22 protein-coding genes are annotated in these 22,512 nt (G+C 69.9%); 7 read left to right on the forward strand and 15 right to left on the reverse strand.

Annotated elements, in window-relative coordinates; all coding sequences use genetic code 11:
* Positions 1-152: 152 nt before the first annotated feature.
* The 3 genes from ACIPEP_RS02160 to ACIPEP_RS02170 form a co-directional block, all read right to left on the reverse strand.
* Positions 153-1,007 carry a LamG domain-containing protein gene (locus tag ACIPEP_RS02160; protein WP_229085842.1) on the reverse strand — a complete coding sequence of 285 codons (855 nt, stop codon included), beginning with the start codon at positions 1,005-1,007 and terminating at the stop codon, positions 153-155.
* A complete protein-coding gene (locus ACIPEP_RS02165) occupies positions 1,004-1,885 on the reverse strand; it encodes a S26 family signal peptidase (RefSeq protein WP_402716353.1) in 882 nt (293 codons plus the stop codon). The genes ACIPEP_RS02160 and ACIPEP_RS02165 overlap by 4 nt, the downstream gene beginning before the upstream one ends.
* Positions 1,886-1,991: 106 nt before the next feature.
* Positions 1,992-2,645, reverse strand: coding sequence for a hypothetical protein (locus ACIPEP_RS02170; RefSeq protein ID WP_071296464.1), 654 nt, complete (start codon positions 2,643-2,645; stop codon positions 1,992-1,994).
* Between the two features lie 160 nt (positions 2,646-2,805).
* Between ACIPEP_RS02170 and ACIPEP_RS02175 the strand changes: the two genes are divergently transcribed.
* Positions 2,806-3,261, forward strand: coding sequence for a MarR family winged helix-turn-helix transcriptional regulator (locus ACIPEP_RS02175; protein ID WP_402716354.1), 456 nt, complete (start codon positions 2,806-2,808; stop codon positions 3,259-3,261).
* 85 nt (positions 3,262-3,346) lie between these two features.
* On the opposite strand, the gene ACIPEP_RS02180 is transcribed toward ACIPEP_RS02175, so the two are convergent.
* The 4 genes from ACIPEP_RS02180 to ACIPEP_RS02195 all read right to left on the reverse strand — a co-directional run bounded on the left by ACIPEP_RS02180 (position 3,347) and on the right by ACIPEP_RS02195 (position 8,672).
* A complete protein-coding gene (locus ACIPEP_RS02180) occupies positions 3,347-4,684 on the reverse strand; it encodes an ABC transporter substrate-binding protein (RefSeq protein ID WP_402716355.1) in 1,338 nt (445 codons plus the stop codon).
* A gap of 96 nt (positions 4,685-4,780) precedes the next feature.
* Positions 4,781-5,731, reverse strand: a complete 951-nt coding sequence (locus ACIPEP_RS02185; RefSeq protein ID WP_229085845.1) for a carbohydrate ABC transporter permease — start codon at positions 5,729-5,731, stop codon at positions 4,781-4,783.
* Positions 5,728-6,642: a carbohydrate ABC transporter permease gene (locus ACIPEP_RS02190; protein WP_070417295.1), complete on the reverse strand. Its 915-nt coding sequence runs from the start codon at positions 6,640-6,642 to the stop codon at positions 5,728-5,730. The genes ACIPEP_RS02185 and ACIPEP_RS02190 overlap by 4 nt, the downstream gene beginning before the upstream one ends.
* Complete coding sequence (locus ACIPEP_RS02195) at positions 6,639-8,672, reverse strand: beta-galactosidase (protein WP_402716356.1); 2,034 nt, start codon at positions 8,670-8,672, stop codon at positions 6,639-6,641. Before ACIPEP_RS02195 ends, ACIPEP_RS02190 begins: the two co-directional genes overlap by 4 nt.
* Before the next feature lie 294 nt (positions 8,673-8,966).
* On the opposite strand from ACIPEP_RS02195, the gene ACIPEP_RS02200 reads away from it, so the two are divergent.
* Positions 8,967-9,977 (forward strand): LacI family DNA-binding transcriptional regulator, encoded by a 1,011-nt coding sequence (locus ACIPEP_RS02200; protein ID WP_175473741.1) that lies wholly within the window; start codon positions 8,967-8,969, stop codon positions 9,975-9,977.
* Between the two features lie 28 nt (positions 9,978-10,005).
* Here the strand turns inward: ACIPEP_RS02200 and ACIPEP_RS02205 are convergent, their stop codons facing one another.
* A complete protein-coding gene (locus ACIPEP_RS02205; RefSeq protein WP_402716357.1) occupies positions 10,006-10,275 on the reverse strand; it encodes a hypothetical protein in 270 nt (89 codons plus the stop codon).
* 76 nt (positions 10,276-10,351) lie between these two features.
* Here ACIPEP_RS02205 and ACIPEP_RS02210 point away from each other — a divergent pair, with 76 nt between their 5' ends.
* Together ACIPEP_RS02210 and msrA are read left to right on the forward strand one after the other, a co-directional pair.
* On the forward strand, positions 10,352-11,173 hold the full coding sequence (locus ACIPEP_RS02210; RefSeq protein WP_402716358.1) for an aldo/keto reductase: 822 nt from the start codon (positions 10,352-10,354) through the stop codon (positions 11,171-11,173).
* Between the two features lie 85 nt (positions 11,174-11,258).
* Positions 11,259-11,780 carry a peptide-methionine (S)-S-oxide reductase MsrA gene (msrA, locus tag ACIPEP_RS02215; RefSeq protein WP_070417299.1) on the forward strand — a complete coding sequence of 174 codons (522 nt, stop codon included), beginning with the start codon at positions 11,259-11,261 and terminating at the stop codon, positions 11,778-11,780.
* A gap of 24 nt (positions 11,781-11,804) precedes the next feature.
* Here msrA and ACIPEP_RS02220 read toward each other — a convergent pair whose 3' ends face one another.
* The 6 genes from ACIPEP_RS02220 to ACIPEP_RS02245 all read right to left on the reverse strand — a co-directional run bounded on the left by ACIPEP_RS02220 (position 11,805) and on the right by ACIPEP_RS02245 (position 16,897).
* Positions 11,805-12,164: a UBP-type zinc finger domain-containing protein gene (locus ACIPEP_RS02220; RefSeq protein WP_229085849.1), complete on the reverse strand. Its 360-nt coding sequence runs from the start codon at positions 12,162-12,164 to the stop codon at positions 11,805-11,807.
* Positions 12,165-12,214: 50 nt separating this feature from the next.
* Positions 12,215-13,216 carry an aldo/keto reductase gene (locus ACIPEP_RS02225; RefSeq protein WP_402716359.1) on the reverse strand — a complete coding sequence of 334 codons (1,002 nt, stop codon included), beginning with the start codon at positions 13,214-13,216 and terminating at the stop codon, positions 12,215-12,217.
* Between the two features lie 197 nt (positions 13,217-13,413).
* Positions 13,414-14,421, reverse strand: coding sequence for a TerC/Alx family metal homeostasis membrane protein (locus ACIPEP_RS02230; RefSeq protein ID WP_071296470.1), 1,008 nt, complete (start codon positions 14,419-14,421; stop codon positions 13,414-13,416).
* A 137-nt stretch (positions 14,422-14,558) separates the two neighbouring features.
* Entirely contained in the window at positions 14,559-14,864 is a 306-nt protein-coding gene (locus ACIPEP_RS02235) for an EthD family reductase (RefSeq protein ID WP_402716360.1), read from the reverse strand.
* Positions 14,865-14,897: 33 nt separating this feature from the next.
* On the reverse strand, positions 14,898-16,337 hold the full coding sequence (locus ACIPEP_RS02240) for a dihydrolipoyl dehydrogenase family protein (protein ID WP_402716361.1): 1,440 nt from the start codon (positions 16,335-16,337) through the stop codon (positions 14,898-14,900).
* The gene (locus ACIPEP_RS02245; RefSeq protein WP_402716362.1) at positions 16,334-16,897 is read right to left on the reverse strand and encodes a hypothetical protein; all 564 of its coding nucleotides are present in this window, start codon (positions 16,895-16,897) and stop codon (positions 16,334-16,336) included. The genes ACIPEP_RS02240 and ACIPEP_RS02245 overlap by 4 nt, the downstream gene beginning before the upstream one ends.
* A 151-nt stretch (positions 16,898-17,048) precedes the next feature.
* Here ACIPEP_RS02245 and ACIPEP_RS02250 point away from each other — a divergent pair, with 151 nt between their 5' ends.
* A complete protein-coding gene (locus ACIPEP_RS02250; protein ID WP_402716363.1) occupies positions 17,049-17,606 on the forward strand; it encodes a TetR/AcrR family transcriptional regulator in 558 nt (185 codons plus the stop codon).
* A 46-nt stretch (positions 17,607-17,652) separates the two neighbouring features.
* On the opposite strand, the gene ACIPEP_RS02255 is transcribed toward ACIPEP_RS02250, so the two are convergent.
* Positions 17,653-18,627, reverse strand: a complete 975-nt coding sequence (locus ACIPEP_RS02255; RefSeq protein ID WP_402716364.1) for a family 43 glycosylhydrolase — start codon at positions 18,625-18,627, stop codon at positions 17,653-17,655.
* 178 nt (positions 18,628-18,805) lie between these two features.
* Between ACIPEP_RS02255 and ACIPEP_RS02260 the strand changes: the two genes are divergently transcribed.
* On the forward strand, positions 18,806-19,459 hold the full coding sequence (locus ACIPEP_RS02260) for a nuclease-related domain-containing protein (protein ID WP_402716365.1): 654 nt from the start codon (positions 18,806-18,808) through the stop codon (positions 19,457-19,459).
* Positions 19,460-20,573: 1,114 nt separating this feature from the next.
* Positions 20,574-22,511, forward strand: coding sequence for a P-loop NTPase fold protein (locus tag ACIPEP_RS02265; protein WP_402716366.1), 1,938 nt, complete (start codon positions 20,574-20,576; stop codon positions 22,509-22,511).
* Position 22,512 lies beyond the last annotated feature (1 nt).

The raw sequence follows: 22,512 nt of genomic DNA on the forward strand, positions 1-22,512 counted from the left end.
ACCCCCCGCCGGGCTACACCCCGGCCACGGGCGTTTTTCGGCCGGGGGTCCCCACCGACTGGGCACCCCCCCACCCCCCGCCCCCCCCCCCCCGCCCGGGGGGCGGGGGGGGGGGGGCCCCGGGGCCCCCGCGCCTCCCGTCCGTCGTCGTCTCAGCGACCCGCCGCCGCGTGGTTCGCGACCTGGGTCGCGGACAGGACGGAGCCGTAGACCGCCGCGTACCGCATCGACCCCGTGAAGGCGAAGTTCGACGGCTGCCCGGGCCACCCGGACACGGTGTCGTACCCGACCCGGAAGTACCCGGTGAAGTTCTCCGGCGTCGTGAAGGCCGCGTTCGACGCGACGAGGGCACCGTCCGCGTAGAGCCGCATGCCGGTGCCGGCGGACATCGTCGCCACCACGTGGTGCCACGCGCCGTCCGTGTACGCCTTCGGTGACGTCACCACCTGGGTCGTCCCGTTGTAGGTGCCGAAGACGAGCTGCCCGGCGGTGTTGAGGTAGACCTGGCGGTCGTGCTGCCCGGAGGCGGCGACCTGGTTGCTGCCGAACCCGACGAGCATGCCGCCGGCGACCGTCGTGCGGAACCAGACCTCCTCGCTGAAGGTGGTCGGGTTGGCGTACGACCGCGGCGTCGAGACGAAGCTCGTCGAGCCGTTCAGCGCGTACGAGCTCCCGGCGTCACGCGGGCAGGCGTTCGGGCTCGGCGTGGTCGCCGTCATCGAGCCCTGGTAGGTGCCGTTCAGGCCCTTGCCGGACCAGTCCGTGGCGGTCGTCGAACCGGAGGCCTCGCCGAGGCGGTAGGCGAAGAGGGCGGTCGAGGTGTCCGCGCCGACCGCTGCGGCGCAGGTGAAGTAGGGCGCGGTCGCGGCGCTGTTGCCGGTGTTCGCGACCACGGCGCTGAAGGCGGACCGCGTCGGCGCGAACGCGTTGGCGAGGCCGACGACGGCGACGGCGAGGACCAGGACGAGGGCGACGACCCGACCGTCACGGAGGCGGCGGAGTCTCACGAGGGACGCACCGCCTCGACCCGACCGACGGCCAGGCAGAGCACGAGCGGGACGAGGCAGGCGACGACGAGGAGTCCCCACCCGACCGGCCCGAGATCGATGTTCGAGGTGAGCTGGTAGTGCCCGTTCCTCGTGAGCTCGCGGATGACCATGTGCCCGACCTGCCCGTCGACGAGGTGGACGCTCTCGGCACCACGGGCCTCGACCCGGACCGGGAACATGCCGGAGGACACGATGGTGGCCTCGACGCCGCCGTGGGTGGCCGAGTTCGTGATGGTCGTGACGTTGACGAACGGCTTCAGGATGAAGGCCGCGTACGACAGCGTGAGTGCACCGCCGGCGATGCGGAGGCAGGTGCGGGTGACCCGGTCGGTGAACACGCTCGTGAGCGTCCAGATCACCAGCGTGCCGATGAGCAGGAGCGGCGCTGCCCGGAACAGCCACCCGAGGTTCGGGACGAGGAGCACCGGGGAACCGATGACGTTCTCCTGCGTGAGCGTCCACGGGTCGGTCGCGCCGTTGATGTCACCGCGGGTGTGCAGTCCGGCGGCGTCGACGTCGATGATGCGGTGGGTGTAGACGACGCCCGGGTTCGCCGCGGTCTCGAAGGAGACGACGTCGCCGACGCGCAGGGTGGCGACGTCCACGGGCAGGTCGAGGACGAGCGTGCCGACCGGAGCGGCCTCGCCCATCGACGGCGTCTCGACGACGAACCACCGCCCACCGGCGGACAGGAACAGCACGGCGGCGGTGAGGAGGACGACGGCGACCGCGGCGACCGTCCAGGCGAGGACCGTCTCGAAGCGGGTGGCGGTGTGCCCGCCGAGGAGCGGACGGTCGAGCGTGCCGCTGAGCGGGATGGCGGCGGTCTGGCTCATCTGCTGCTCCGGTCGTGTGCGGCTGGGCGGTGGGGGGGCGGGGTGGGGTGATGGGTGGCGACGCTCGACCGGAGGGGGGGCGGTCGAGCGTCGCCGGTCGGGGTGGCTAGGCCGTGAAGGTCCAGGTCATCGGCACGGAGGCGGCGAGGCCCTGGTAGGTGTTGCCGGCCGAGGAGTCGAGCGTGACGGCGAAGGTGAACGGCACGGAGGCTCCGGCGGCGGGTGCGGCGGGCATCGTGAACGCCGAGGCGGCCGCACCCTTGAAGCTGGCGAGCGTGCCGCTGAACACCGTGGTCGAGCCGGAGGAGATGACGAGGTTCATCTTCGCGCAGAGGTCGGTCGCGGTGCCGTTCACCGAACCGTTCGCCGACTGGGTGCACGTGGCGCCCGGGGTGAGCGTGAACGTCGAGGCGTTCGCGGTGCCGGTGTTCTTGATCGAGATCGCGGTCGTGACGGTGTTGCCGGGCGTCATCGTGGTGCTGCCGCCGAACTTGTTGATCGTCGAGCACGTGGCGGAGTTCGTCGAGACCGAGCCGCCGTCGGTGCTCGTGCAGGTGACGGTGCCGCCGGCGTTCTGCTCCTGCATCGTGAGCGTGCCGCTGGCTGCGGTGTTGCTGCTGTTGGTGATGCTCGCGGCGAACCCGGAGAGGGTGCCGGTGAGCGAGAGGGAGAGCAGCACGGCGGCGAAGATGCCCGCGAGGAGTGCGACGGGGGCGAATCGGATCCGCTTCAGGGCGGAGGTGCGGAGCTTGTCGGACACGGGAACCTCTTCGGTCGGGCGTTCAGGGAAGTGGAGGAGCAATCGGCTCGGGCTCGTTTGCTTCGATCATCAAGATAGTCAGTCATTCATCAAATTGACCACTCGTATACTGACCCCAGTGCGAGGGACGCCACCGCACCCGACCCGAAGCGAGGAACCCGTGACCCCTGCGCCGCCGACCGACCCGACCGACGCGGCCGACCTCATCGCGGCGTTCGACGCGGTCGTGCGCGCGAACGCGAGCCTCGTCGGACAGCTCAGCGCGCGGGCCGGCGTGCACGAGAACGCCCTGCGCGCCCTGGTGCTCGTGAGCGACACCGGCTACTCCACCCCCACCGAGGTGGCCGGGTACCTCGGGCTGACCTCGGGCGCCGTGACGAACATGATCGACCGCATGACGGCCGCCGACCTGCTCGAGCGCGCGCCGAACCCGAACGACCGCCGCGGTTCGCTGCTGCGACTCCTGCCCGAGGGCGAGCGGGTCGTCCGCGAGCACCGGAAGCGGTATGCCCAGGTGCTCGCCGAGGTCGACCGGACGCACGCCGGCGGCCTGCTCGCGGTGCTCACCGACCTCGCGACGGGCCTGTACGGGTCGGCCGGCGAGGCGATGCGCTGACACCGCACCCATGACGGACGGGAGGCACGGTGCCAGCTGGCACCGTGCCTCCCGTCCGTCGTGGGCGCGCGTCAGGACCCGCGCGTCATCCCTTCACCGGGATCGACTGCGCCTTCAGCGCCGCCACGGTCTTCGACTGCCCCGACTCGAGCGCGTCGAGGAGCGTGCCCTGCCCGGACGCCGCCTGCCCGAAGCCGTCCGACACGTCGGAGTAGGTCTGCGTCATCGTCGGACCCCAGGTGAAGGGCTGGATGTCCTTCGCCGCGGTCGCGAACTCCTCGTAGATCTTCTGGTTCCCGTAGAACGGCAGCCCCTCGGTCAGTGCCGGCAGCTCGGCGCCGGTCGACGAGGCGGGGTAGAGGTTGGCCTCCTTGTTCAGCGCGGCGAGTGCTTCCTTCGAGGTGTTCAGCCAGACCAGGAACTCCGACGCCTCGGCCGGGTGCTTGCTCCCCGCGAAGACGACGTTCGACGAACCGCCCCAGGCAGCGGACTTCGACTCACCCGCGGTCCACTGCGGCATCGGCGCGACGGCCCACTTGCCGGAGGTCGAGGGCGCACCGCTCGAGATGGTGTTCGCACCCCAGACGGCCGAGACCCAGGTCCAGTCCTGCCCCTTGTCGTAGGCGCTGTTCCACTGGTCGGTGAAGCTCGGCAGGGTGTTCACGAGCTTCTTGTCGATGAGGTCCTGCCAGTAGTCGGCGACCTTCTTCGACGCGCTGTCGGTCAGGTCCACCGTCCAGTCCGAACCGGAGTTCGAGAACCACTGGCCACCGGCCTGCGAGACGAGCCCGGCGAACTGGTTGACGTCGCCCTTGGCGAAGTTGGTGATGTTGCCGCCGAGCGCCTTGATCTTCACGGCGTCCTGGGCGTACTCCTCCCACGTCTTCGGGACGTCGAGGCCGGCCTTCTCGAACAGGTCCTTGCGGTAGTACAGGGCCATCGGACCGGAGTCCTGCGGCACGGCGTAGACCGACTTCGACTCACCGAACGTGACCTGGTTCCAGAGGCCGTCGGAGAAGTCCTTCTTCGCGGCGCTGATGCCGGAGCACGCGCCGATGTCCTCGAGGCCGCCCTGCACGCGGAACGCCGGCAGGGTGTCGTACTCGACCTGACCGATGTCCGGCGCCTGCTTCGCCTTGAGCTGGTTGAAGAAGTTCTGGTACGTGCCGCTGTTGCCGTTCGCGACGATGGAGACCTTGACCTGGATGTCCGGGTGCTCCGCGTTCCAGATGTCCACGACCTTGTCCATGTTGGGCACCCAGGTCGTGAAGTCGAGGGTGACCTTGCCGCTGGACGGCTTGCAGCTCGCGGCGGCCGTGTCGGATCCGGAGCCGGCGCCGCTGCCGCCGGTGCTGCAGCCGGCGAGGGCGACGGTCGCGGCGACCGCGACGGCGGCGACGCTGAGGAACTTCGTTGTCTTCATGCTGTTTCCGTTCGGGATGTGAGTGGGGTCGGTGGTGCTGGTCAGGAGGGGGCCGGTCGGCCGCGGTCGGGCGGGCCGGTCGGCCGCGGTCTGGCGCTACTTCAGGCCGCCGGCGCCGAGGCCGGACCGCCAGAAGCGCTGCAGGGAGAGGAAGGCGACGAGGAGCGGGATGATCGAGACGAACGACCCGATGAGCACGAGGGTGCGGAGGTCCGGGTACTGGTTCACGCTCGAGTTCCACGTGTAGAGGCCGAGGGTGACGGGGAACAGCGACGAGTCGCGGAGCATCACGAGCGGCAGGAAGAAGTTGTTCCAGATGGCGACGAACTGGAACAGGAAGATCGTCACGAGCGCCGGCGACATGAGCCGGACGGCCACGGTGAAGAACGTGCGGACCTCGCCGGAGCCGTCGATGCGGGCGGCCTCGATGATCTCGTCCGGGACGCTCGACGCCGCGAACAGCCGCGACAGGTACACGCCGAACGGGCTGACGATGCTCGGCAGGAAGACCGACCAGAACGTGTCCGTCAGGTCGACCTGGCTGAAGATGAGGAACAGCGGCAGGGCCAGCGCGGTCGCCGGCACGAGGACGCCGCCGAGGAACACGTTGAAGAGGGCCTCGCGTCCGCGGAACCGGTACTTCGCCAGCGCGTAGCCGCACATCGCCGACAGGACGGTGCCGATGAGCCCGGCGACACCGGCGTAGGCGATGCTGTTGAGCATCCAGCGCACGTACACGCCGTCCTGCCGGGTGAACAGCTCGCCCAGGTTCGCGACGAAGTCCTGCACCGACGAGGCGCTGAACCACAGCGAGAACGTCGTGTTGAAGTTCGCGGTCGTCTTGGTCGACGACACGAACAGCCAGAAGATCGGCAGCAGGAAGTAGATCGTGAAGACGCCCATCACGAGCATCGCGGCGCTGCGCGAGATGACGCTCTCGCGCGGTCCGCGCGCACCGTGCTGCAGGGGCCTGGAGGCGCGGTTCGGCTCGAGCGGTCGGCCGGCGGTCCGCACGGCGTCGCGTCGGCTCGGTGCGTTGACGGTCACTGGTCAGCCTTCCGCTGGGTCAGTCGGAGGAACCCGATCGACAGGACGAAGGTCGCGACCGCGAGGACGACGGAGAACGCGGCGGCGAGGTTGAAGTTGGGCACCGACGAGGTCGAGTAGACGAGCATGTTCGGCGTGAAGGTCGACGAGATCGTCGAGGTGAACTGGCGGAACACGGTCGGTTCGGTGAGCAGCTGCAGGGTGCCGATGACGGAGAAGACCGCGGTGAGCACGATCGCCGGCACCACCATCGGGATCTTGATCGACCAGGCGATCCGGAACTGCGAGGCCCCGTCGAGCTTCGCCGCCTCGTAGATCTCGGTCGGGATCGCCAGGAGCGACGAGTAGATGATGAGCATGTTGTAGCCGACGTAGACCCAGGTCACGACGTTCGCGACGGCCCAGAGGACGGTGCCGGAGCCGAGCAGGTCGACCTTCGAGGTGACGGCGGAGAACGGCGAGAGGTTCGGCGCGTAGAGGTAGCCCCACATGATCGCGGCGATGACGCCGGGCACCGCGTACGGCGCGAAGAAGGCCAGGCGGAAGAACCGCTTGCCGCGCAGCAGGGGCGAGTCGAGCAGGAGCGCGAACACCAGTGCGAGGGCGAGCATCACCGGCACCTGCACGACACCGAAGAGCAGCACGCGGAGGATCGAGCCCCAGAACTCGCTGTTCTGGAACACGAGCACGTACTGGCTCAGTCCGCCGAACACCTGCGTCGGCGCACCGAAGGTCCCCTGGCGCTCGATCTTCTGCAGCGACTGCCACACGGCGTAGAGGATCGGGACGAGGTAGAACGCGGTGAAGAGCACGGCGAACGGCGTGACGAAGACGGCGATCGCGCGGCGGTACCGGAAGCCCCCGCCGCGTCGACGTCGGGCGACCCGGGGTCGCTGGGCTGTGGTGGTCATGGGCGCTTCCTGTCCGTGCGGATGATCTGGGTGCCACCGGGGGCGATGGTCGTGGTGCCGGTCCGGGGTCGGTCGGCGACGAGGTCGTGGCCCGTCACGTGGTGCTCGACGGGCTGGTCGGTGTGGTTGAGCAGGAACACCCACTCGTGCTGGTCGTCGCGGCGTCGGACGACCTCGAGGCCGGGCTGCGCGGCGGGGTCCGGTGCGACGCCGGCCTCGGCGAGGACGTCACCGAGCAGGCCGCGGAGCGTGTCGGCGGCGAGGACGGTGGAGACGTACCAGGCGGCTCCGGCGCCGTGCGCGTTGCGGGTGACCGCGGGCGAGCCGGCGAGCTGGCCGGCGGCGTAGTCGAGCACGCTCGTCGCGCCGCGGAGCTCGACGGGTTCGCTCCAGACGGTGCCGGTGGAGCCGTCGGACAGGGCGATGTGCGCGTCGGCGGCGAGCGGCAGGAACTCGTCGACCCGCACACCGAGCAGGTCACGGAAGGCACCGGGGTACCCGCCGGTCCGCACGCGGTCACGCTCGTCGACGATGCCGCTGAAGAACGTGACGACCGCCCGACCCCCGGCGGCGACGTGGTCGGCGACGACCGCGGCGTGCTCGTCGCGCACCAGGTAGAGCTCCGGGACGAGCACGACGGCGTAGCCGTCGAGCGGCGCACCCGGTGCCACCACGTCCACCGTCACGCCGAGGTCCCACAGCGCGCCGTGGAACGCGTGGACCTGTTCCAGGTAGCGGAGCGCGGTGGTGGGGTGCGCCTCCAGGTCGGCCGCCCACTGGTTCTCCCAGCTGAAGACGAGCGCGACGTCCGCGACGACGCGGGAACCGCGCAGTTCGCCGAGCCGCTCGACCAGGTCGCCGAGCTCGACGACGTCACGCCAGCCGCGGGAGTCGGTCCCGGCGTGCGGGAGCAGCGCGGAGTGGAACTTCTCGCTGCCCTGGACGGACGCTCGCCACTGGAAGAAGCAGACCCCGTCGGCACCGCGGGCGATGTGCGCCACGGTGTTCCGGAGCATCTCCCCCGGTGCCTTCGCGACGTTGTGCGGCTGCCAGTTCACCGCGCCCGTCGAGTGCTCCATGAGCAGCCAGGGCGCCCCGCCCGCGAGCCCGCGCGTGGTGTCGGCGGCGAAGGCGAGCTCGGCGTGCGGTCGGGGCAGACGGTGGTCGAGGTAGTGGTCGTTCGCGATGACGTCCATGTCCGCCGTCCACGACCAGTAGTCGAGCGCGGTGATGTGCGCCGCGACCATGAAGTTCGTCGTCACCGGCTTGTCACTCAGACTGCGGAGCACCTCGGCCTCGGCGCGGTGGTGCGCGAGCAGCTCGTCGGACGAGAACCGGTCGAAGTCGAGCGTCTGGCCGGGGTTCGTGAAGGACAGGGTCGCCCGGGGCGGCAGGACCTGCTCCCACGCGGAGTAGCGCTGGCTCCAGAACGCGGTGCCCCACGCGGCGTTGAGCTCGTCGACCGTGCCGTACCGGGCGCGGAGCCACGTGCGGAACGCCTCGGCCGAGACGTCGCAGTAGCAGTGCGCGTTGTGGCAGCCGAGCTCGTTCGAGACGTGCCAGAGCTTGACCGCAGGGTGGTCGCCGTAGCGCTCGGCGGTGGCGCGGACCAGGGCGAGGGCGTGCTCGCGGTACACCGGCGAGCTCGGGCAGAACGCCTGGCGTCCACCGGGCCAGCGGGTGGTGCCGTCGGCGACGACCGGCAGGACCTCGGGGTGGGCGGTGGTGAGCCACGGCGGGGTGGAGGCCGTCCCGGTGCCGAGGTCGACCCCGATGCCGGCGCCGTGCAGGAGCTCGATGACCCGGTCGAGCGCGGCGAAGTCGTACTCGCCCCGGCGCGGCTCGACGTGCGACCAGCCGAAGACGTTGATCGCGACGAGGTTCACGCCGGCCTCGCGCATGAGGCGGACGTCCTCGACCCAGACCTCGGGGTCCCACTGCTCGGGGTTGTAGTCGCACCCGAACGCCAGGCCGGTCGAGCCGAGCCCGAGCGCGCCGGTGGCGGCCGTCGGCAGGGTGGTGGTGGTCACGTCGGGTCCTCGCTGATCGGGGCGGCGCTGCACCGTCCGGTCGCGAACGACCCCTTCGACGGCGAAGGTCACCCAGGTTCTGGGAGCGCTCCCAGTCCGCACCGACCGAACGGGGTCGGAGGGTTCTGGGAGCGCTCCCAGAGTAAACGACACAATTCCCGCCGTGTCAACACGACCGTGCCGAACCAGGTTTCCGACATCGAACCAGCGCCGACGCCCCGGTTCGACGTCGCGATCGTGGTTCGACGCCGTCCGACCGCCGATCCGCGGGTGGCCAGCCGCTATCGTTGCCGCATGTCCGCCCGTTCCCGCGCCACGATCCAGGACGTCGCCGACGAGGCCGGACTCTCCCGCGGGACCGTCTCCCGCGTGCTCAACGACGAACCGTACGTGTCGCCCAGGGCCCGCGAAGCCGTGCAGGACGCCGTCCGCCGCGTCGGCTACGTGCGGAGCGCCGCCGCACGCAGTCTCGTCACCCGGCGATCCGGCGCCGTGGCGCTCATCGTGCACGAGCCGAGCGTCCAGGTGCTCGACGACCCGAACATCGGCAACATCCTCATCGGCACGAACGCCGTCCTGTCCGAGGCGGACCAGCAGCTCGTCACGATCATGGTCGACTCCGCCCGCGACAACGAGCGCGTCGTGGAGTACCTGCGCGGCGGCTTCGTCGACGGCGCGATCGTGCTCTCCGCCCGCGACGGCGATCCCGTCACCCGGGCGATCGAGCAGATCGGGCTGCCGGCGTGCTTCGTCGGCCACCCGTCCGACGCGCCGAACACGTCGTGGATCGGCATCGACAACCGCGCCGCGGCCGAGCAGATCACCCGCCGACTCGTGGACACCGGCCGCCGACGCATCGGCATGCTCGCGTCCGGCCTCGACCGCGACTCCGGCCAGGATCGCTTGGCAGGGTTCACCGCGGCGCTCGGCGACCGCTTCGACCCCGGGCTCGTCGCGCGGAACCCGCTCTTCAGCTACACCGCAGGGGTCGAGGGCATGCGCGAGCTGCTCGACCGGGCGCCGGACGTCGACGGGGTGTTCGCGGCGTCGGACGCCGTGGCCGCCGGCGCGATGGACGTCCTGCAGCGTGCCGGTCGGTCGGTCCCGGGGGACGTCGGCGTGGTGGGCTTCGACGACAGCGCGTGGGCACTCCGGTGCGATCCGCCGCTCTCGACCGTCCGGCAGCCCGCCCGGACCCTGGGCGAGCACGCGGCACGGCAGGTGCTCGAGCAGATCGCGGGGACGGACGACACCCCGCGCGGGTTCGTCCTGCCCACCGAGGTGGTCTGGCGCGGCAGCGCCTGACACGCCCGCGCGGATCGCGAAGCGCCGGTCAGCGCCACGTCCGCGCGACGACCCACCCGGTGCCGTCCGGCGCGACGTCGACGACCACCACGTCGTCCTCGCCGTCGTCCGCACTCACCTGGAACCGCCAGCCCACCGTGTACTCCGGCGCGTGCGTCACCGCCGACGGCAGGTACTCCGCCGTCGCCGTCAGCCGCGTCGGGGTGTCGGAGACCCGCCACCGCCGTTCGCGCCAGACCATCCGGACCGGCACACCGCGGTCCCACCACAGCGTGGCGACCTCCTGCGTGAGCATCATCTCGCCCTCCTCGTTCGAACGTGTGTTCGAATGGTAGACGACCCGACCGACGTCCGCGCGGCGTACTGTCCGGTGCATGCCCGCTCTCATCGACACGTTCACCCTGTCCAACGGCCTGCACATCCCGAAGATCGGGTTCGGCACCTGGCAGATCCCGTCCGGCGCCGACGCCTACGACGCCACCAAGGCCGCGCTCGACGCCGGCTACCGCCACATCGACACCGCACTGGCGTACGGCAACGAGGCCAGCGTCGGCGAGGCGGTCCGCGACAGCGGCATCCCGCGCGACGAGCTCTTCATCACCACGAAGCTCCCGGCCGAGGTCAAGACCGCGTCCGGCGCGCGCGAGGCCTTCGACGAGTCCAGCCGCAACCTCGACCTCGGTCACGTGGACCTGTACCTCGTGCACGCGCCGTGGCCCTGGAGCGACATGGGGTCGGACCACCGGGACGGCAACGTCGAGGTGTGGAAGGTCCTCGAGGAGGTCTACGACGCCGGCCGGACGAAGAGCATCGGCGTCTCGAACTTCGCCGTCGCCGACCTCGAGGACCTGCTCGGCCGCACCGACGTCGTCCCGCACGCCAACCAGATCCGCTGGTTCATCGGCAACACGCAGGACGAGACGACGGCCTTCGACCGCGAGCACGACATCCTCACCGAGGGGTACTCCCCGCTCGCCACCGGTGGGCTCCTCGACAACGAGCAGATCGCCGAGATCGCGGCGAAGTACGACAAGAGCGTCGCCCAGGTCGCGATCCGCTACCTGCTCGAGAAGGACGTCCTGCCGCTGCCGAAGTCGACGACGCCGTCCCGCATCGCCGCGAACGCCGACGTGGACTTCGTGCTGTCGGCCGAGGACGTCGCGACGCTCGACGCGCTCGAGGACACCACCGCCTGACGCAGCGCGGGAACACACGACCGGCCCCGCCGGTTGCACCACACGGTGCCGCAGCCAGCGGCACTCCCGAACCCAGGAGGCCACCATGACCACCACCGAAACCGCCATCCTCGCCGGCGGGTGTTTCTGGGGAGCGCAGCAGCTCCTCCGTCGCCGTCCCGGTGTGATCAGCACGCGCGTCGGGTACTCCGGCGGCGACACCCCGAACGCCACCTACCGGAACCACGGCGACCACGCCGAGTCGGTCGAGATCGTCTTCGACCCGTCGCAGATCTCCTACCGCGACCTGCTCGAGTTCTTCTTCCAGATCCACGACCCGTCGACGAAGGACCGCCAGGGCAACGACGTCGGCCGCAGCTACCGCTCCGCGGTGTTCTACACCACCGACGAGCAGCGTGAGGTCGCCCTCGACACGATCGCCGATGTCGACGCGTCGGGCATCTGGCCGGGCAAGGTCGTCACCGAGGTCGAGCCCGCTGGCGACTTCTGGGAGGCCGAGGAGGAGCACCAGGACTACCTCGAGAAGCACCCGCACGGCTACACGTGCCACTTCGTGCGCCCGGGCTGGACGCTCCCGCGCCGCGACGAGGCCGTCAGCGCGAGCTAGCGCGTCCTGATCGGACGCGGCGGGTCAGCGCGACCCGCCGAGCAGTTCCAACCAGTCCCCGGGCAGGCGATCCGCCGGCCCGGGGACTGCCTGTTCCACGGGGTGGCTCGTCGGCGCCGCGAGCTCGACGCCCTCGAACGTGGAGTGGTCGCGGTAGTCGTACGACCACGTCTCGCCGGGCTCGTAGCTCTGGATGACCGCGTGGCCGGTCGCCTCCCAGTGCCGGGTGGCGTGGGTGTCCAGCGAGTCGTCGCAGCAGCCGACGTGGCCGCACGCGGCGCACCGGCGCAGGTGCACCCACCAGGACCCGGTGGCGTCGCACTCGACGCACCCGGGTCCGCTCGGTGCGACGTCGGGGTGGATCATCTCGGCGTGGTCCGTCATGGGACCATCCTGGCCCGGACGCAGCCCCGCGGCCAGCGCGCCGCCCGGACTCAGCCGCGCGGCACCAGCGCGTCGATGGCCGCGAGCTCCTCGTCGGTCAGCGGCGCACCCTCGAGTGCGTCGAGCGTCCCGTCGAGCTGCCGGACGCTCGACGCCCCGACGAGCGCGGACGTGACCGCCGGCTGCCGGAGCACCCACGTGATGGCGAGCTGCGCGAGCGTCTGCCCACGGGACACGGCGATGTCGTTCAGGGCGCGCGCGGTCGTCAGGTACTCGTCGTCGATCCGGTCCGCGCCGAACCAGCGCCCCTCCGCCGCCCGCGACCCGACCGGCACCGAGCCGTCGAGGTAGCGGTCCGTCAGCAGCCCACCGGCCAGCGGGGAGAACACGATCGCGCCGGTCCCCAGCCGGAGCAGCTCGTCGAAGAGCCCGTCCTCGGGGACCCGGTCGAACATGTTGTAGCGCGGCTGGTGGATGAGCAGGTGGATGTTCTCGGCGGCGAGCACCTCGGCCGCGGCGGCCGTCTGCGCCGGGTCGTAGTTCGAGATGCCGGCGTAGAGCGCCTTGCCCGAGCGGACCGCGGTCACGAGGGCGCTGACGGTCTCCTCGATCGGGGTCTCGGGGTCCGGCCGGTGCGAGTAGAAGACGTCGACGTACTCGAGCCCGAGGCGCCCGAGCGACTGGTCGAGCGAGGCGAGCATGGACTTGCGCGAGCCCCAGTTGCCGTACGGACCGGGCCACATGTCGTAGCCGGCCTTCGTCGACACCACGATCTCGTCGCGGAACGGTCGGAGGTCCGACTCGAGGACGCGACCGAACTGCTCCTCGGCGGCTCCGGGCGGCGGGCCGTAGTTGTTCGCGAGGTCGAAGTGGGTGATCCCGCGGTCGAACGCGTGCAGCACGATGTCGCGCTGCGTCGTGAGCGCTCGGTCGGCGCCGAAGTTGTTCCACAGCCCGAGGGAGATGCGGGGCAGGAGCAGGCCGCTCCTCCCGACGCGCTGGTACGGGAGTCGCTCGTAGCGGTCGTCGGCGGGGCGGTGGACGTCAGGCATCGTTGCTCGATCCGGTTCGTGAGGGGGTGGCGGGGTCCGGTGTCGACGCTAGCGGACCCCACCAGCCGGTTCCGGCGCACCGCGCCAGCGGGGTGACGGCCGTGCCTGGAGGGACGGTGCGGGCCCGACCCGCGCCTCCAGTCCGTCTCGTGGTGCGTCCACCGCCGGACGCGCGCGACGGGCGCGGTGCAGGACCGCTACGCCGTCCCGGCGTCGCGGGAGACCTCGTCGTGCGACTCGTCCTCGCGGCGCATCCGCAGCAGGCTCGCCCCGGTCGCCACACCCATCGCCACGACGATGACCAGCAACGACACCCCGGTGCCGATCTCCGGCGCCCACTCGACGTGCTCCCCACCGTTGATGAACGGCAGCTCGTTGCCGTGCAGTGCGTGCAGCACGAGCTTCACGCCGATGAACGCGAGGATCGCCGCGATCCCGTACTTGAGGTAGACCAGCCGCTCGAGCAACCCGCCGAGCAGGAAGTACAGCTGCCGCAGGCCCATCAGGGCGAAGACGTTCGCGGTGAACACGATGAACGCGCTCTCGGTGATGCCGAAGATCGCCGGGATCGAGTCGAGCGCGAACAGCAGGTCGGTCGTCCCGATCGCGATGAGGACCACCAGCAGCGGCGTGAAGTGCCGTGCGCCGTCCTGCACGATGCGGAACTTCATGCCGTCGTAGGTGTCGGTGATGCGGATCCGACGCCGGAGCAGCCGCACGATGAGGCTGTCCTTGTCATCGTCGTCGTCCTCGCCACGGAGCTGCTGGATCGCCGTCCACACCAGCCACGCCCCGAAGAGGTAGAAGATCCACGAGAAGTCCTCGATCAGGCGGGCGCCGAGCAGGATGAAGACGCCGCGCAGGACCAGCGCGATGATGATGCCGAGCATGAGCACCTCCTGCTGGATCGCCTTCGGCACGGAGAACCGCGCCATGAGGATCACGAACACGAAGAGGTTGTCGATGCTCAGGCTGTACTCCGTCAGCCAGCCCGCGAGGAACTGCCCGGCCGGCTCCCCACCGGCGAAGACGAACATCGCGACGGCGAACAGCAGCGCGAGGCCGACGTAGAGGCCCACCCACAGGCCGGACTCCTTGAGCGTCGGCACGTGCGGACGCCGCGCGACGACGAGGAGGTCGGCCAGCAGGATCGCGACGATGGCGATCAGGGAGCCGACTTCGAACACGGCCGGGAGCTCGAGCATCCGGGGCCTTCCTGGTTGGGCGGGAGGGGAGCTCGACAAGCCTGACACGGGACGGGCCCGGGCGTTCACCCGAGGCCCGTCCCTGTGGACAGGACGGCCGGACGAGACGGCCGGACAGGACGGCCGCGCCGGAGCGACTACTCCGCTTCGATGTCCGAGAAGAGTCCGGTGAACGGGACACCGGAACCGACCAGCCGACCGAACAGGTCCTGTGCAGTCGCGGTGGTCACGGCCGCGGACGCCGCCTCGTAGCTGTCGAAGTACAGGTCGAGGGTGCGGTAGGCGGGAGTCGGGGTCCCGTCCTCCTTCGGCCACACCTTCGCGGACTCGGCGCGGCGGAGCTCCGGCAGCTGCCGGGCGGCGCTGTCGATCTGCGCGTAGGTCGACTCGAACGCAGCCGGGTCCTCGGGGTTGTCGATGATGAGGGTGATCTTCGTGGGCATGATCGGCGTTCCTTCGTGTCGTGAGTGGGTGGGTCAGCGGCCGGCGGTCTCGAGGAGGCGGAGCCAGACCTCGCTGATGGTGGGGTAGGCGGGGACGGCGTGCCACAGGCGGTCGATCGGGACCTCGCCGGCGATCGCGATCGTGGCAGCGTGGACCAGTTCGGTCGTGTCGGGACCAACTGCGGTGAAACCGACGACGGTGTTCGTTGCGTCGTTGATCAGCAGGCTGGCGCGGCCCTGGTAGCCGTCGGCGTGCAGTGCTGCGCCGGCGACGGCGCCGAGGTCGTACTCGACGGCGCGCGCTGCGATGCCGGCGGCGGCTGCTGATGCGACGGTGTGCCCGACGGAGACGATCTCCGGGCTGCTGAAGACGACCTGCGGGACGGCGCTGTGGTCGGCGGTCGCAACGTGGCGACCCCACGGGGCGTCGTCGACCGCGGCGCCGGTTGCGCGGGCGACGATGACCTCGCCGACGGCGCGGGCCTGGTACTTGCCCTGGTGCGTCAACAGCACACGGTGGTTGACGTCGCCGGCGGCGTAGAGCCAGCCGTCGCCGACGAGGTTCCCGTCGGAGTCGAGGACCCGGAGGGTCTCGTCGACGGTGAGCCAGGTGCCGGGAGCGAGGTCGACCAGTTCGAGGCCGAGGTCGGCGGTGTTGGGCTTCCGGCCGGTGGCGACCAGCACCTCGTCGGTGACGATGGTCTCGCCGTCGGCGAGCGTGGTGTGCACGGCGCCGTCGGCGTCTCGACTGACCTGCTCGGGGGACGCGCCGATCATGACGCGCACCCCGGCGGCCTCGAGCGACGCGATGACCAGCTCGGAAGCGTAGGGCTCCACGTTCGGCAGGACGCCGTCGCGGGCGATGAAGGTGACCGTCGAGCCGAGCGCGCTGTACGCGGTCGCCATCTCGGTACCGACGACTCCCCCGCCGATGATCGCGAGGCGGTCGGGGAAGTGGTCGGCGGCGACGGCTTCGCGGCTCGTCCACGGCCGGGCGTCCGCGAGGCCCGGGATCGGCGGGACGGCAGCGCTCGTGCCGGTCGCGACGACGACGGCCTGCCGAGCGGAGAGTTCCTGCGTGGTCCCGTCCGCAGCGGTCACGGACACCGCGCGGGGACCGGAGATGCGGCCGTGACCACGGACCAGGTCGATGCCGGCGCTCTCGAGCCAGGAGACCTGTCCGGCGTCGTCCCAGTTCGAGGCGAACCGGTCCCGTCGGGCGAGGACGGCCGCCGGGTCGAGCGTGCCGGTCACCGCGGCGGCGGCAGCGGGGAGGTGCTGCACGGCGCGGAGTGCGGCAACGTCACGCAGCAGTGCCTTCGTCGGCATGCACGCCCAGTAGGAGCATTCACCGCCGACGAGTTCCGACTCGACGATCGCGACGCTGAGGCCGCCCTTCACCGCGCCGTCCGCGACGTTCTCGCCGACGGGGCCTGCGCCGATGACGATGACGTCGTACTCGCGGGCGCTCATGCTCGGTCCGCCTTCGCAGCACGCTGGAGGCGGATGGCGGAGACGAGGAAGAAGACCGCGCCGAGGATCGCGTACCCGCCGATCCCGGCAACCGACGTCGCACCCGAGGAGCCGAAGACGAAGCTCGCACCGGCGAGGACGGAGATCCCCCCGCTGAGGATCATCGGCCACTGGCCACCGAGGCGGCGACGGAGGAGGGCGACGATCAGCTGCACCGCGCCGGCGGTGATCGCCCACAGGCCCCACACGACCATGACCGCCGGGACGCCGGACGCGATCGCGAAACCGAGACCGATCGCGGTCAGCAGGCTGAGCGCCATGTTCACGTACAGCAGCGGAGCGGGACCGGTCGCACGCGAGGCGCGGTGGTCGATGACCGCTGCGGCGACGTCGAACAGCGGGTAGAGCAGCAGCAGGACGATGCTCACGGGGCCGAGTCCCGCCGAGGCGGTGAGGATCAGGACGATCGCCCAGACGAGCTGGAACGCGAAGCGCACCGCGTAGAGAGTGCGCAGCGTCGCCGCGATCCCCGTCGAGCGAGGAGCGGTGGTGGAGGACATCCGAGGGCCTTTCTGAGGGTGGGGTCGTCGGCGAGCAGCGAGCCTTGCCGGGTGCCGACGTGACAAGTAGAATGACTAGTCACTCTACAGACCGTAGGGGGCGATCCTGGGAAGTACAAGAGCGGCGGCGAGAGCGAATATGATCGGTGCGGTGAAGGTGTCCATGCGCGAACGGCTCATCGAGGCGGCGACCGAGCTGTTCTACGCAGAGGGGCTGCGCGCCGTCAGCGTCGACCGCGTGATCGAACGGGCCGGCACGACGAAGGTGACGTTCTACCGGCACTTCAAGAGCAAGGACGACCTCGTGGTCGCGCACCTCGAACGACGCGCCCAGCAGGAGCGCGACGGAATCGGGGCGGCCATCGACCACGCCGAGGGCGATCCCGACCGAGCGTTCCAGCTGATCGCCGGAGCACTCGGGGGAATGGCCTGCGAACCGGGGTTCCGCGGCTGCCCGTTCATCAACGCAGCGGCCGAGTACCCCGACCCGGCGAGCGCCGTGCGCCGGACGGTCGACCAGCACCGGACGTGGTGCAAGGACACGTTCGAGCAGATCGTCCAGCCGTTGCACCTGCCGGACCCGAGCGGCATCGCCGCGGACCTGATGCTCTTGCGCGACGGCGCCATGGTCGCTGGCTACCTCGACGGCGAGGAACAGCTCGCCGCCTCGTTCCTGCGCAGCTGCCGGGCCGTGGTCCGCGCCGCCTAGCGCCGCTCGGGACCCGGGTGCCGCTCCGCGGAGGCAGCCGAGCCGGTCAGCCCACGGGGTCCGTCCGCACGACCGGCACACCGTCGACGAACGCCAGTTCCGTCGCCGCGATGAACCACGTGTGTCCGTCGTCCGGGTTGCCCTGGAAGAACAGGTACTCGCGGCCGTCCTCGTCGCGGAAGAAGCCCGGGTGGCCGGACTCGGAGTGGTTCCACGCCCCCTCCGGCCCCGCTGGCACGAGCGGCTCGTCGGACCCGCGCGTCCACGTCCGGCCGTCCGGGCTCGTCGCCCACCCGATCTGCTGCGGCTGGTTGTTGTAGGCGCCCGCGTAGAACACCGTGAACGTCTCGCCGTCCCACCGCAGCGCCGGCGCCTCGATGCAGTCCTGCTCCCACGGCAGCTCCGGGGCCAGCGCCGGGCCGTCGACGGACAGCTGCTCCCAGTCGGCGCGGCCGTACGCGCTCTCCAGCGGTGCTCGTGCCGTCCCGAACAGCTGCGTCGTCATCGTCGGATCCCGCGTCACCCACCCGAGCAGCAGCCAGTCGCCCGCGACCACCAGGTCCGCGTCGATCGCTCGGCCGCAGGTCCACTCCCCCGTCGGGCGGAACACCGGGTTCTCCGGGTTCGGCGTGAAGGTCAGGCCGTCGTCGCTGACCGCGTGGCAGATCGAGTCCTCGCGGCCCCGGCCGTAGGTCTGGAAGAACAGGTGGACGCGTCCGTCGATCACCACCGCGCCGGGCGCTGCCGCACCGCTGCGGTCGTACTCCCCGAACGGCGGCAGCACGGCCACGGTCCGCCACGTGACGAGGTCGTCGCTCTCGGCGATGCCGACCGACCAGCCCTCGGGCTCGTCGTCGCTCGCCGACGGGAGGGAGCAGTACAGCAGGTACCGGCCGCCGAACCGGATGACGGAGGGGTCCTTCGCGTAGGGGCGGCCGCGGCCGGACGTGTCGCCCCAGGGTTCGCCGAGGAGGCGCACGGCCTGCGGCGCTACGGCGGGTTCGGGTGCGGATGTCGGCATCGCTCCACTCTGCGCCCCGCCGGCGCGCGCGGACCAGCGTGACCGCTTGTCGGACTGGAGGCGCGGCTGGCGTCCGGTGTCGCGCCTCCTGTCCGGTGGTCCGACCGTCCCGTCGTGTCGCTCGCGCGCCTCGCACTGGGGCTCGTGGACGAGGCAGGCTGTCTGCCTGGATGGATCCATGGGGACCGACCACACGACCGGCGCTGGCGCGTCCGCGCAGCGCGAGTACGACCGCCGCAGGGCGCGCGACGAGGCGACGATCCGCTCGACGTGGGGCGAGGGGCGGATCGGCACGATCGCCGTCGCACTCTCGAGCGAGCGGCAGAGCACCGCGGCGTGGAGGTCCGGCGCCGTCGGTGAGGCTGAGGTCGGACGGAGACTCGACGCCATCGCGTCCGACCACGTCGTGGTGCTCCACGACCGGCGCATCCCCGGCTCCCGCGCGAACTTTGACCACATCGTCGTCACCCGGGCCGGTGTCTGGGTCGTCGACGCCAAGCACTACCGAGGCAAGCGGCCGCGGCTGGTCGTCGAGGGTGGACTGTTCCGTCCTCGCGTGGAGAAGCTCGTCGTCGGCGGCGACGGGACGAAGCTCGTGGACGGTGTCCTCCGCCAGGTGGCTCTCGTGCGGGAGCTCGTCGACCCGGTGCCCGTGCACGGCGCGCTTTGCTTCGTCGGCGCGGACTGGCCGCTCGTCGGCGGGTCGTTCATCGTCCGCGGTGTCGAGGTCTGCTGGCCGGGGAAGATCGCGAAGCGGCTCGCTGCGCTCGACGGGGAGGTCGACGTGGCTGCGGTCGCGGCAGCGGTGGAGCGGCGGTTCCGGCCGGCGTGAGGCCCGACGGCGGCGTCACCGTCAGCCTGGCTGAGTACTAATGCAATTAATGCCGCAGAGGATTCGATATTCGGTCGTCGCCTCACGAGCCACGCTGCTCCTTCCGCGCGGCCGCCTCGCAGGGCTCCACAGTTGGGACTCAGCCCTTTTGTCATGTCAGTCCCCACCCCGAAGATCACAGCAAGCGAGCACTGCTCGCTTTCCGTGGATAGGGAGCCGCACGGCGGTTGGCTCTTCGCCTGCGGGTTTAGGGTCGCGCTCGAATCCACGCTATTAAGGAGCAGGCGGCTAGGGTCCGCAGTGGTAAACCCAGGGGAGCGCACCAGATGCGCAACAGAGCAACTCCCCGAAGGAAGAAAAACCCCGCTTGAACGGGGGTTTTCTGTGGCGGTACCGGTGGGATTTGAACCCATAGGCCAAGGCCCCAGCACAACAGCCAAGCGACTGGATTCCCGAATGGACGGGGAAGTTGAACGCGGTCGCTCCCGTCTTCCCACCGCTCGCCACCGACACTCCGTTACTGCTCGGTCACCGCAACGCTTGCAGCGGGGCTAGAGGCGAAATGCGACGATCGCTCGAGGGCTAAGCGCTCGATCGGGCAACGGTCACCAGGGTCACCGGCAGGAGAACAGGTCATCCTCGAGCGCGCACGGGCCCAGCGTAGAGCGGTGCGAACGTATCGCTCTACTTTCACGGACGGCCAGGCTCACCCTCTTCCTACACTGATCGGACGTCACATGAACTCGCTGCCTGCCGCTCGGCCACTACTCGATGTCGATGAGCATGACCGCTCACTTGCAGAGATGCCGCGGACTGCTTCGCCTGCGGCCCTCGACGCGTACTCCAGCACCATCTCCGACAGCGGCGTTGGCCAACCGTTAAACCATCTCGTACCGAGAGGAATCAGAGTCAGTGAACACATCGATAACAGCGGGCTCCTCGAGGTCGAGGCAGATCCCTTGACGCATCACGCCGCAGACCGGCTCTGCGCTCGTTCCCCACAAACAGGCTGGGCGTAGCCCGTTTGAGGGCCCTAGCTCCTGATCAACCTGTGTGAGGATGGCTCGGACCGTCCTCTTCAAAGACGCCGGACGGGCCCAACGAGGGGAATGAGATGGCCATCGATAGCGACGGAACGGGCCCGCAGGCGTATCCGCTGTTCTTGGACGAGCCGAGCGATGTCGATCTGCTCTCTTTCGACGCGGTCGCGTCGACCGTCGTTGAGGCGTTGCTGGACCCACGACTGGACCCGGTGGCGCTCGGCCTCTCCGGCAGCTGGGGCAGCGGGAAGACCTCGGTGCTGCGGATCATCGGGGCGCAGCTACGCGACGGCGACAAGAACGTCCTGGTTGTTGAGACCGATCCGTGGCGCTACGACCCGCAGCTGGGCGTTAAAGAATCACTGATCGGAGAGATCCTTTCCGCGCTCGAAAAAGCATTACCGGAGGAGGGGTTCGGAGAGCAGTCCCGGAGCGTGATCCGACGACTGATGCGCCGAGTGGATTGGACGAAAGCATTGCGACTCGCGGCGACCTCCGCCGTGACCGTTACCGTTCCCTCACTACAAGGCGTGCTCGATCTAATCAAACCGCCGGAACAAGAGGACGAGCCTGAACCGATCACGGACATGGTGCAGTTTCGCGCCGAGTTCGAGTCGCTGCTCGCGTCCGATGCCCTCGCGGAAATCGGCAACGTCGTCGTGCTGGTCGACGACCTTGATCGGTGCCTCCCCGACACGGTCGTGGAGGTCTTGGAGACGATTCGACTGTTCCTGTCAGTGCCGAAGATGTCCTTCGTGCTCGCCGCCGACGAGGAGCGCGTCGCTGAAGCAATCGCCACGCGGTTCCCTGGGAATCAGGACGCCGAGGAGGAGTCCCCAGCTCGGCTCTACCTGCACAAGATCGTGCAGACCTCCGTTCCAGTGCCGGCGCTGAGTGACTTCGACGCCGAGGCATACCTGGTGCTACTACAGATTCGCACACTCGTCGGCGCTGAGGAGTACGCCGAAATCATCCGAGACGTCTCGACGGCCCGTCGGTCTGGCGAGTGGTTGGACCAGGTTACCTCGCTACAACGCGACGCGTTCCTTGAGCATCGCAACGTTGCCATTCGCATCCGCCCGATTGTGCACGAAAAAACAAAAGGCAACCCGCGTCGCATCAAGCGATTCCTCAACGACCTGTCCGTGCGGCTGAGCATCGCAGACAAACGCGGCATCACACTGGACGCGGCAACAATCGCAAAGCTGATGGTGCTCGAGCAGTACTTCCCCGCGGACTTCCAGGAAGTAACCGGCTGGCTCCGCGAGCAGACCCTCAGGTCAAACATCACTGCCCTCGAAACTCAGGCCGGCACCCCATCCCACGCCGTTGACAATGGTCCCGCGGTCACCGACGAGGTGCCGAATAACGCGAGTTCTGCGAGCGGCGTGCAGGCCGATGACGCTTCCGACGACGTGCTCGACAGGAACGCGGATGGCGGCGCTGATACTCACAGTGACACTTCGACTGCCCCAAGTAGCGACACGGCGTCGGCAAAGAAATTCAGTGGCGGTCTCGTCCGGTGGGCGCGACTGTCGCCGTCACTCGGAGGGAAGGACATTGCCCCGTACCTGGTCCTCGCGGCCAGCTTCACCAACGTGTTCCTCAGCTCTGAAGGGTTGCCCGAATCGATCCGCGACGTTGCGACACAGCTGCTGTCGAGGTCCCCTGCCGAAGCACGCCGCGTCTCGGACGAAGTTCTGGCGGCTCTATCCACGCAGGAGACGACACGGCTCATCGGCCACATCGCCGGTGTCATCGTCGACGAGCCGGGTCTGCAGTCCGGCGGCGTCGGTTCAATGCTGCGGATCGCTCGCCTGCGCGCCGACGCGGTGACGGCCGTGATCACCGGAGTGAAGCGGATCAAACCCGGCGACCTCAAGCCGGGTGGCCTCACGCAGCTCCGCCGCGACGATCCGCCCTCTCTGGTCGCTGCGCTTGAGGCGATGGCCCGCGCCAGCGGCAAGCAGGAGCTCGTCAATGCTGTCGAGCTCGCGAAGTCTGGCTTCTGAC

It is taken from the genome of Curtobacterium sp. NPDC087082, assembly GCF_044745045.1.
Classification (GTDB): domain Bacteria; phylum Actinomycetota; class Actinomycetes; order Actinomycetales; family Microbacteriaceae; genus Curtobacterium.

Coding starts and splice junctions, on each gene's coding strand:
- ACIPEP_RS02165 (WP_402716353.1), bottom strand. CDS start 1,885: ATGAGCCAGACCGCCGCCATCCCGCTCAGCGGCACGCTCGACCGTCCG.
- ACIPEP_RS02180 (WP_402716355.1), bottom strand. CDS start 4,684: ATGAAGACAACGAAGTTCCTCAGCGTCGCCGCCGTCGCGGTCGCCGCG.
- ACIPEP_RS02190 (WP_070417295.1), bottom strand. CDS start 6,642: ATGACCACCACAGCCCAGCGACCCCGGGTCGCCCGACGTCGACGCGGC.
- ACIPEP_RS02200 (WP_175473741.1), top strand. CDS start 8,967: ATGTCCGCCCGTTCCCGCGCCACGATCCAGGACGTCGCCGACGAGGCC.
- ACIPEP_RS02205 (WP_402716357.1), bottom strand. CDS start 10,275: ATGATGCTCACGCAGGAGGTCGCCACGCTGTGGTGGGACCGCGGTGTG.
- ACIPEP_RS02210 (WP_402716358.1), top strand. CDS start 10,352: ATGCCCGCTCTCATCGACACGTTCACCCTGTCCAACGGCCTGCACATC.
- msrA (WP_070417299.1), top strand. CDS start 11,259: ATGACCACCACCGAAACCGCCATCCTCGCCGGCGGGTGTTTCTGGGGA.
- ACIPEP_RS02220 (WP_229085849.1), bottom strand. CDS start 12,164: ATGACGGACCACGCCGAGATGATCCACCCCGACGTCGCACCGAGCGGA.
- ACIPEP_RS02225 (WP_402716359.1), bottom strand. CDS start 13,216: ATGCCTGACGTCCACCGCCCCGCCGACGACCGCTACGAGCGACTCCCG.
- ACIPEP_RS02230 (WP_071296470.1), bottom strand. CDS start 14,421: ATGCTCGAGCTCCCGGCCGTGTTCGAAGTCGGCTCCCTGATCGCCATC.
- ACIPEP_RS02235 (WP_402716360.1), bottom strand. CDS start 14,864: ATGCCCACGAAGATCACCCTCATCATCGACAACCCCGAGGACCCGGCT.
- ACIPEP_RS02240 (WP_402716361.1), bottom strand. CDS start 16,337: ATGAGCGCCCGCGAGTACGACGTCATCGTCATCGGCGCAGGCCCCGTC.
- ACIPEP_RS02245 (WP_402716362.1), bottom strand. CDS start 16,897: ATGTCCTCCACCACCGCTCCTCGCTCGACGGGGATCGCGGCGACGCTG.
- ACIPEP_RS02255 (WP_402716364.1), bottom strand. CDS start 18,627: ATGCCGACATCCGCACCCGAACCCGCCGTAGCGCCGCAGGCCGTGCGC.
- ACIPEP_RS02260 (WP_402716365.1), top strand. CDS start 18,806: ATGGGGACCGACCACACGACCGGCGCTGGCGCGTCCGCGCAGCGCGAG.
- ACIPEP_RS02265 (WP_402716366.1), top strand. CDS start 20,574: ATGGCCATCGATAGCGACGGAACGGGCCCGCAGGCGTATCCGCTGTTC.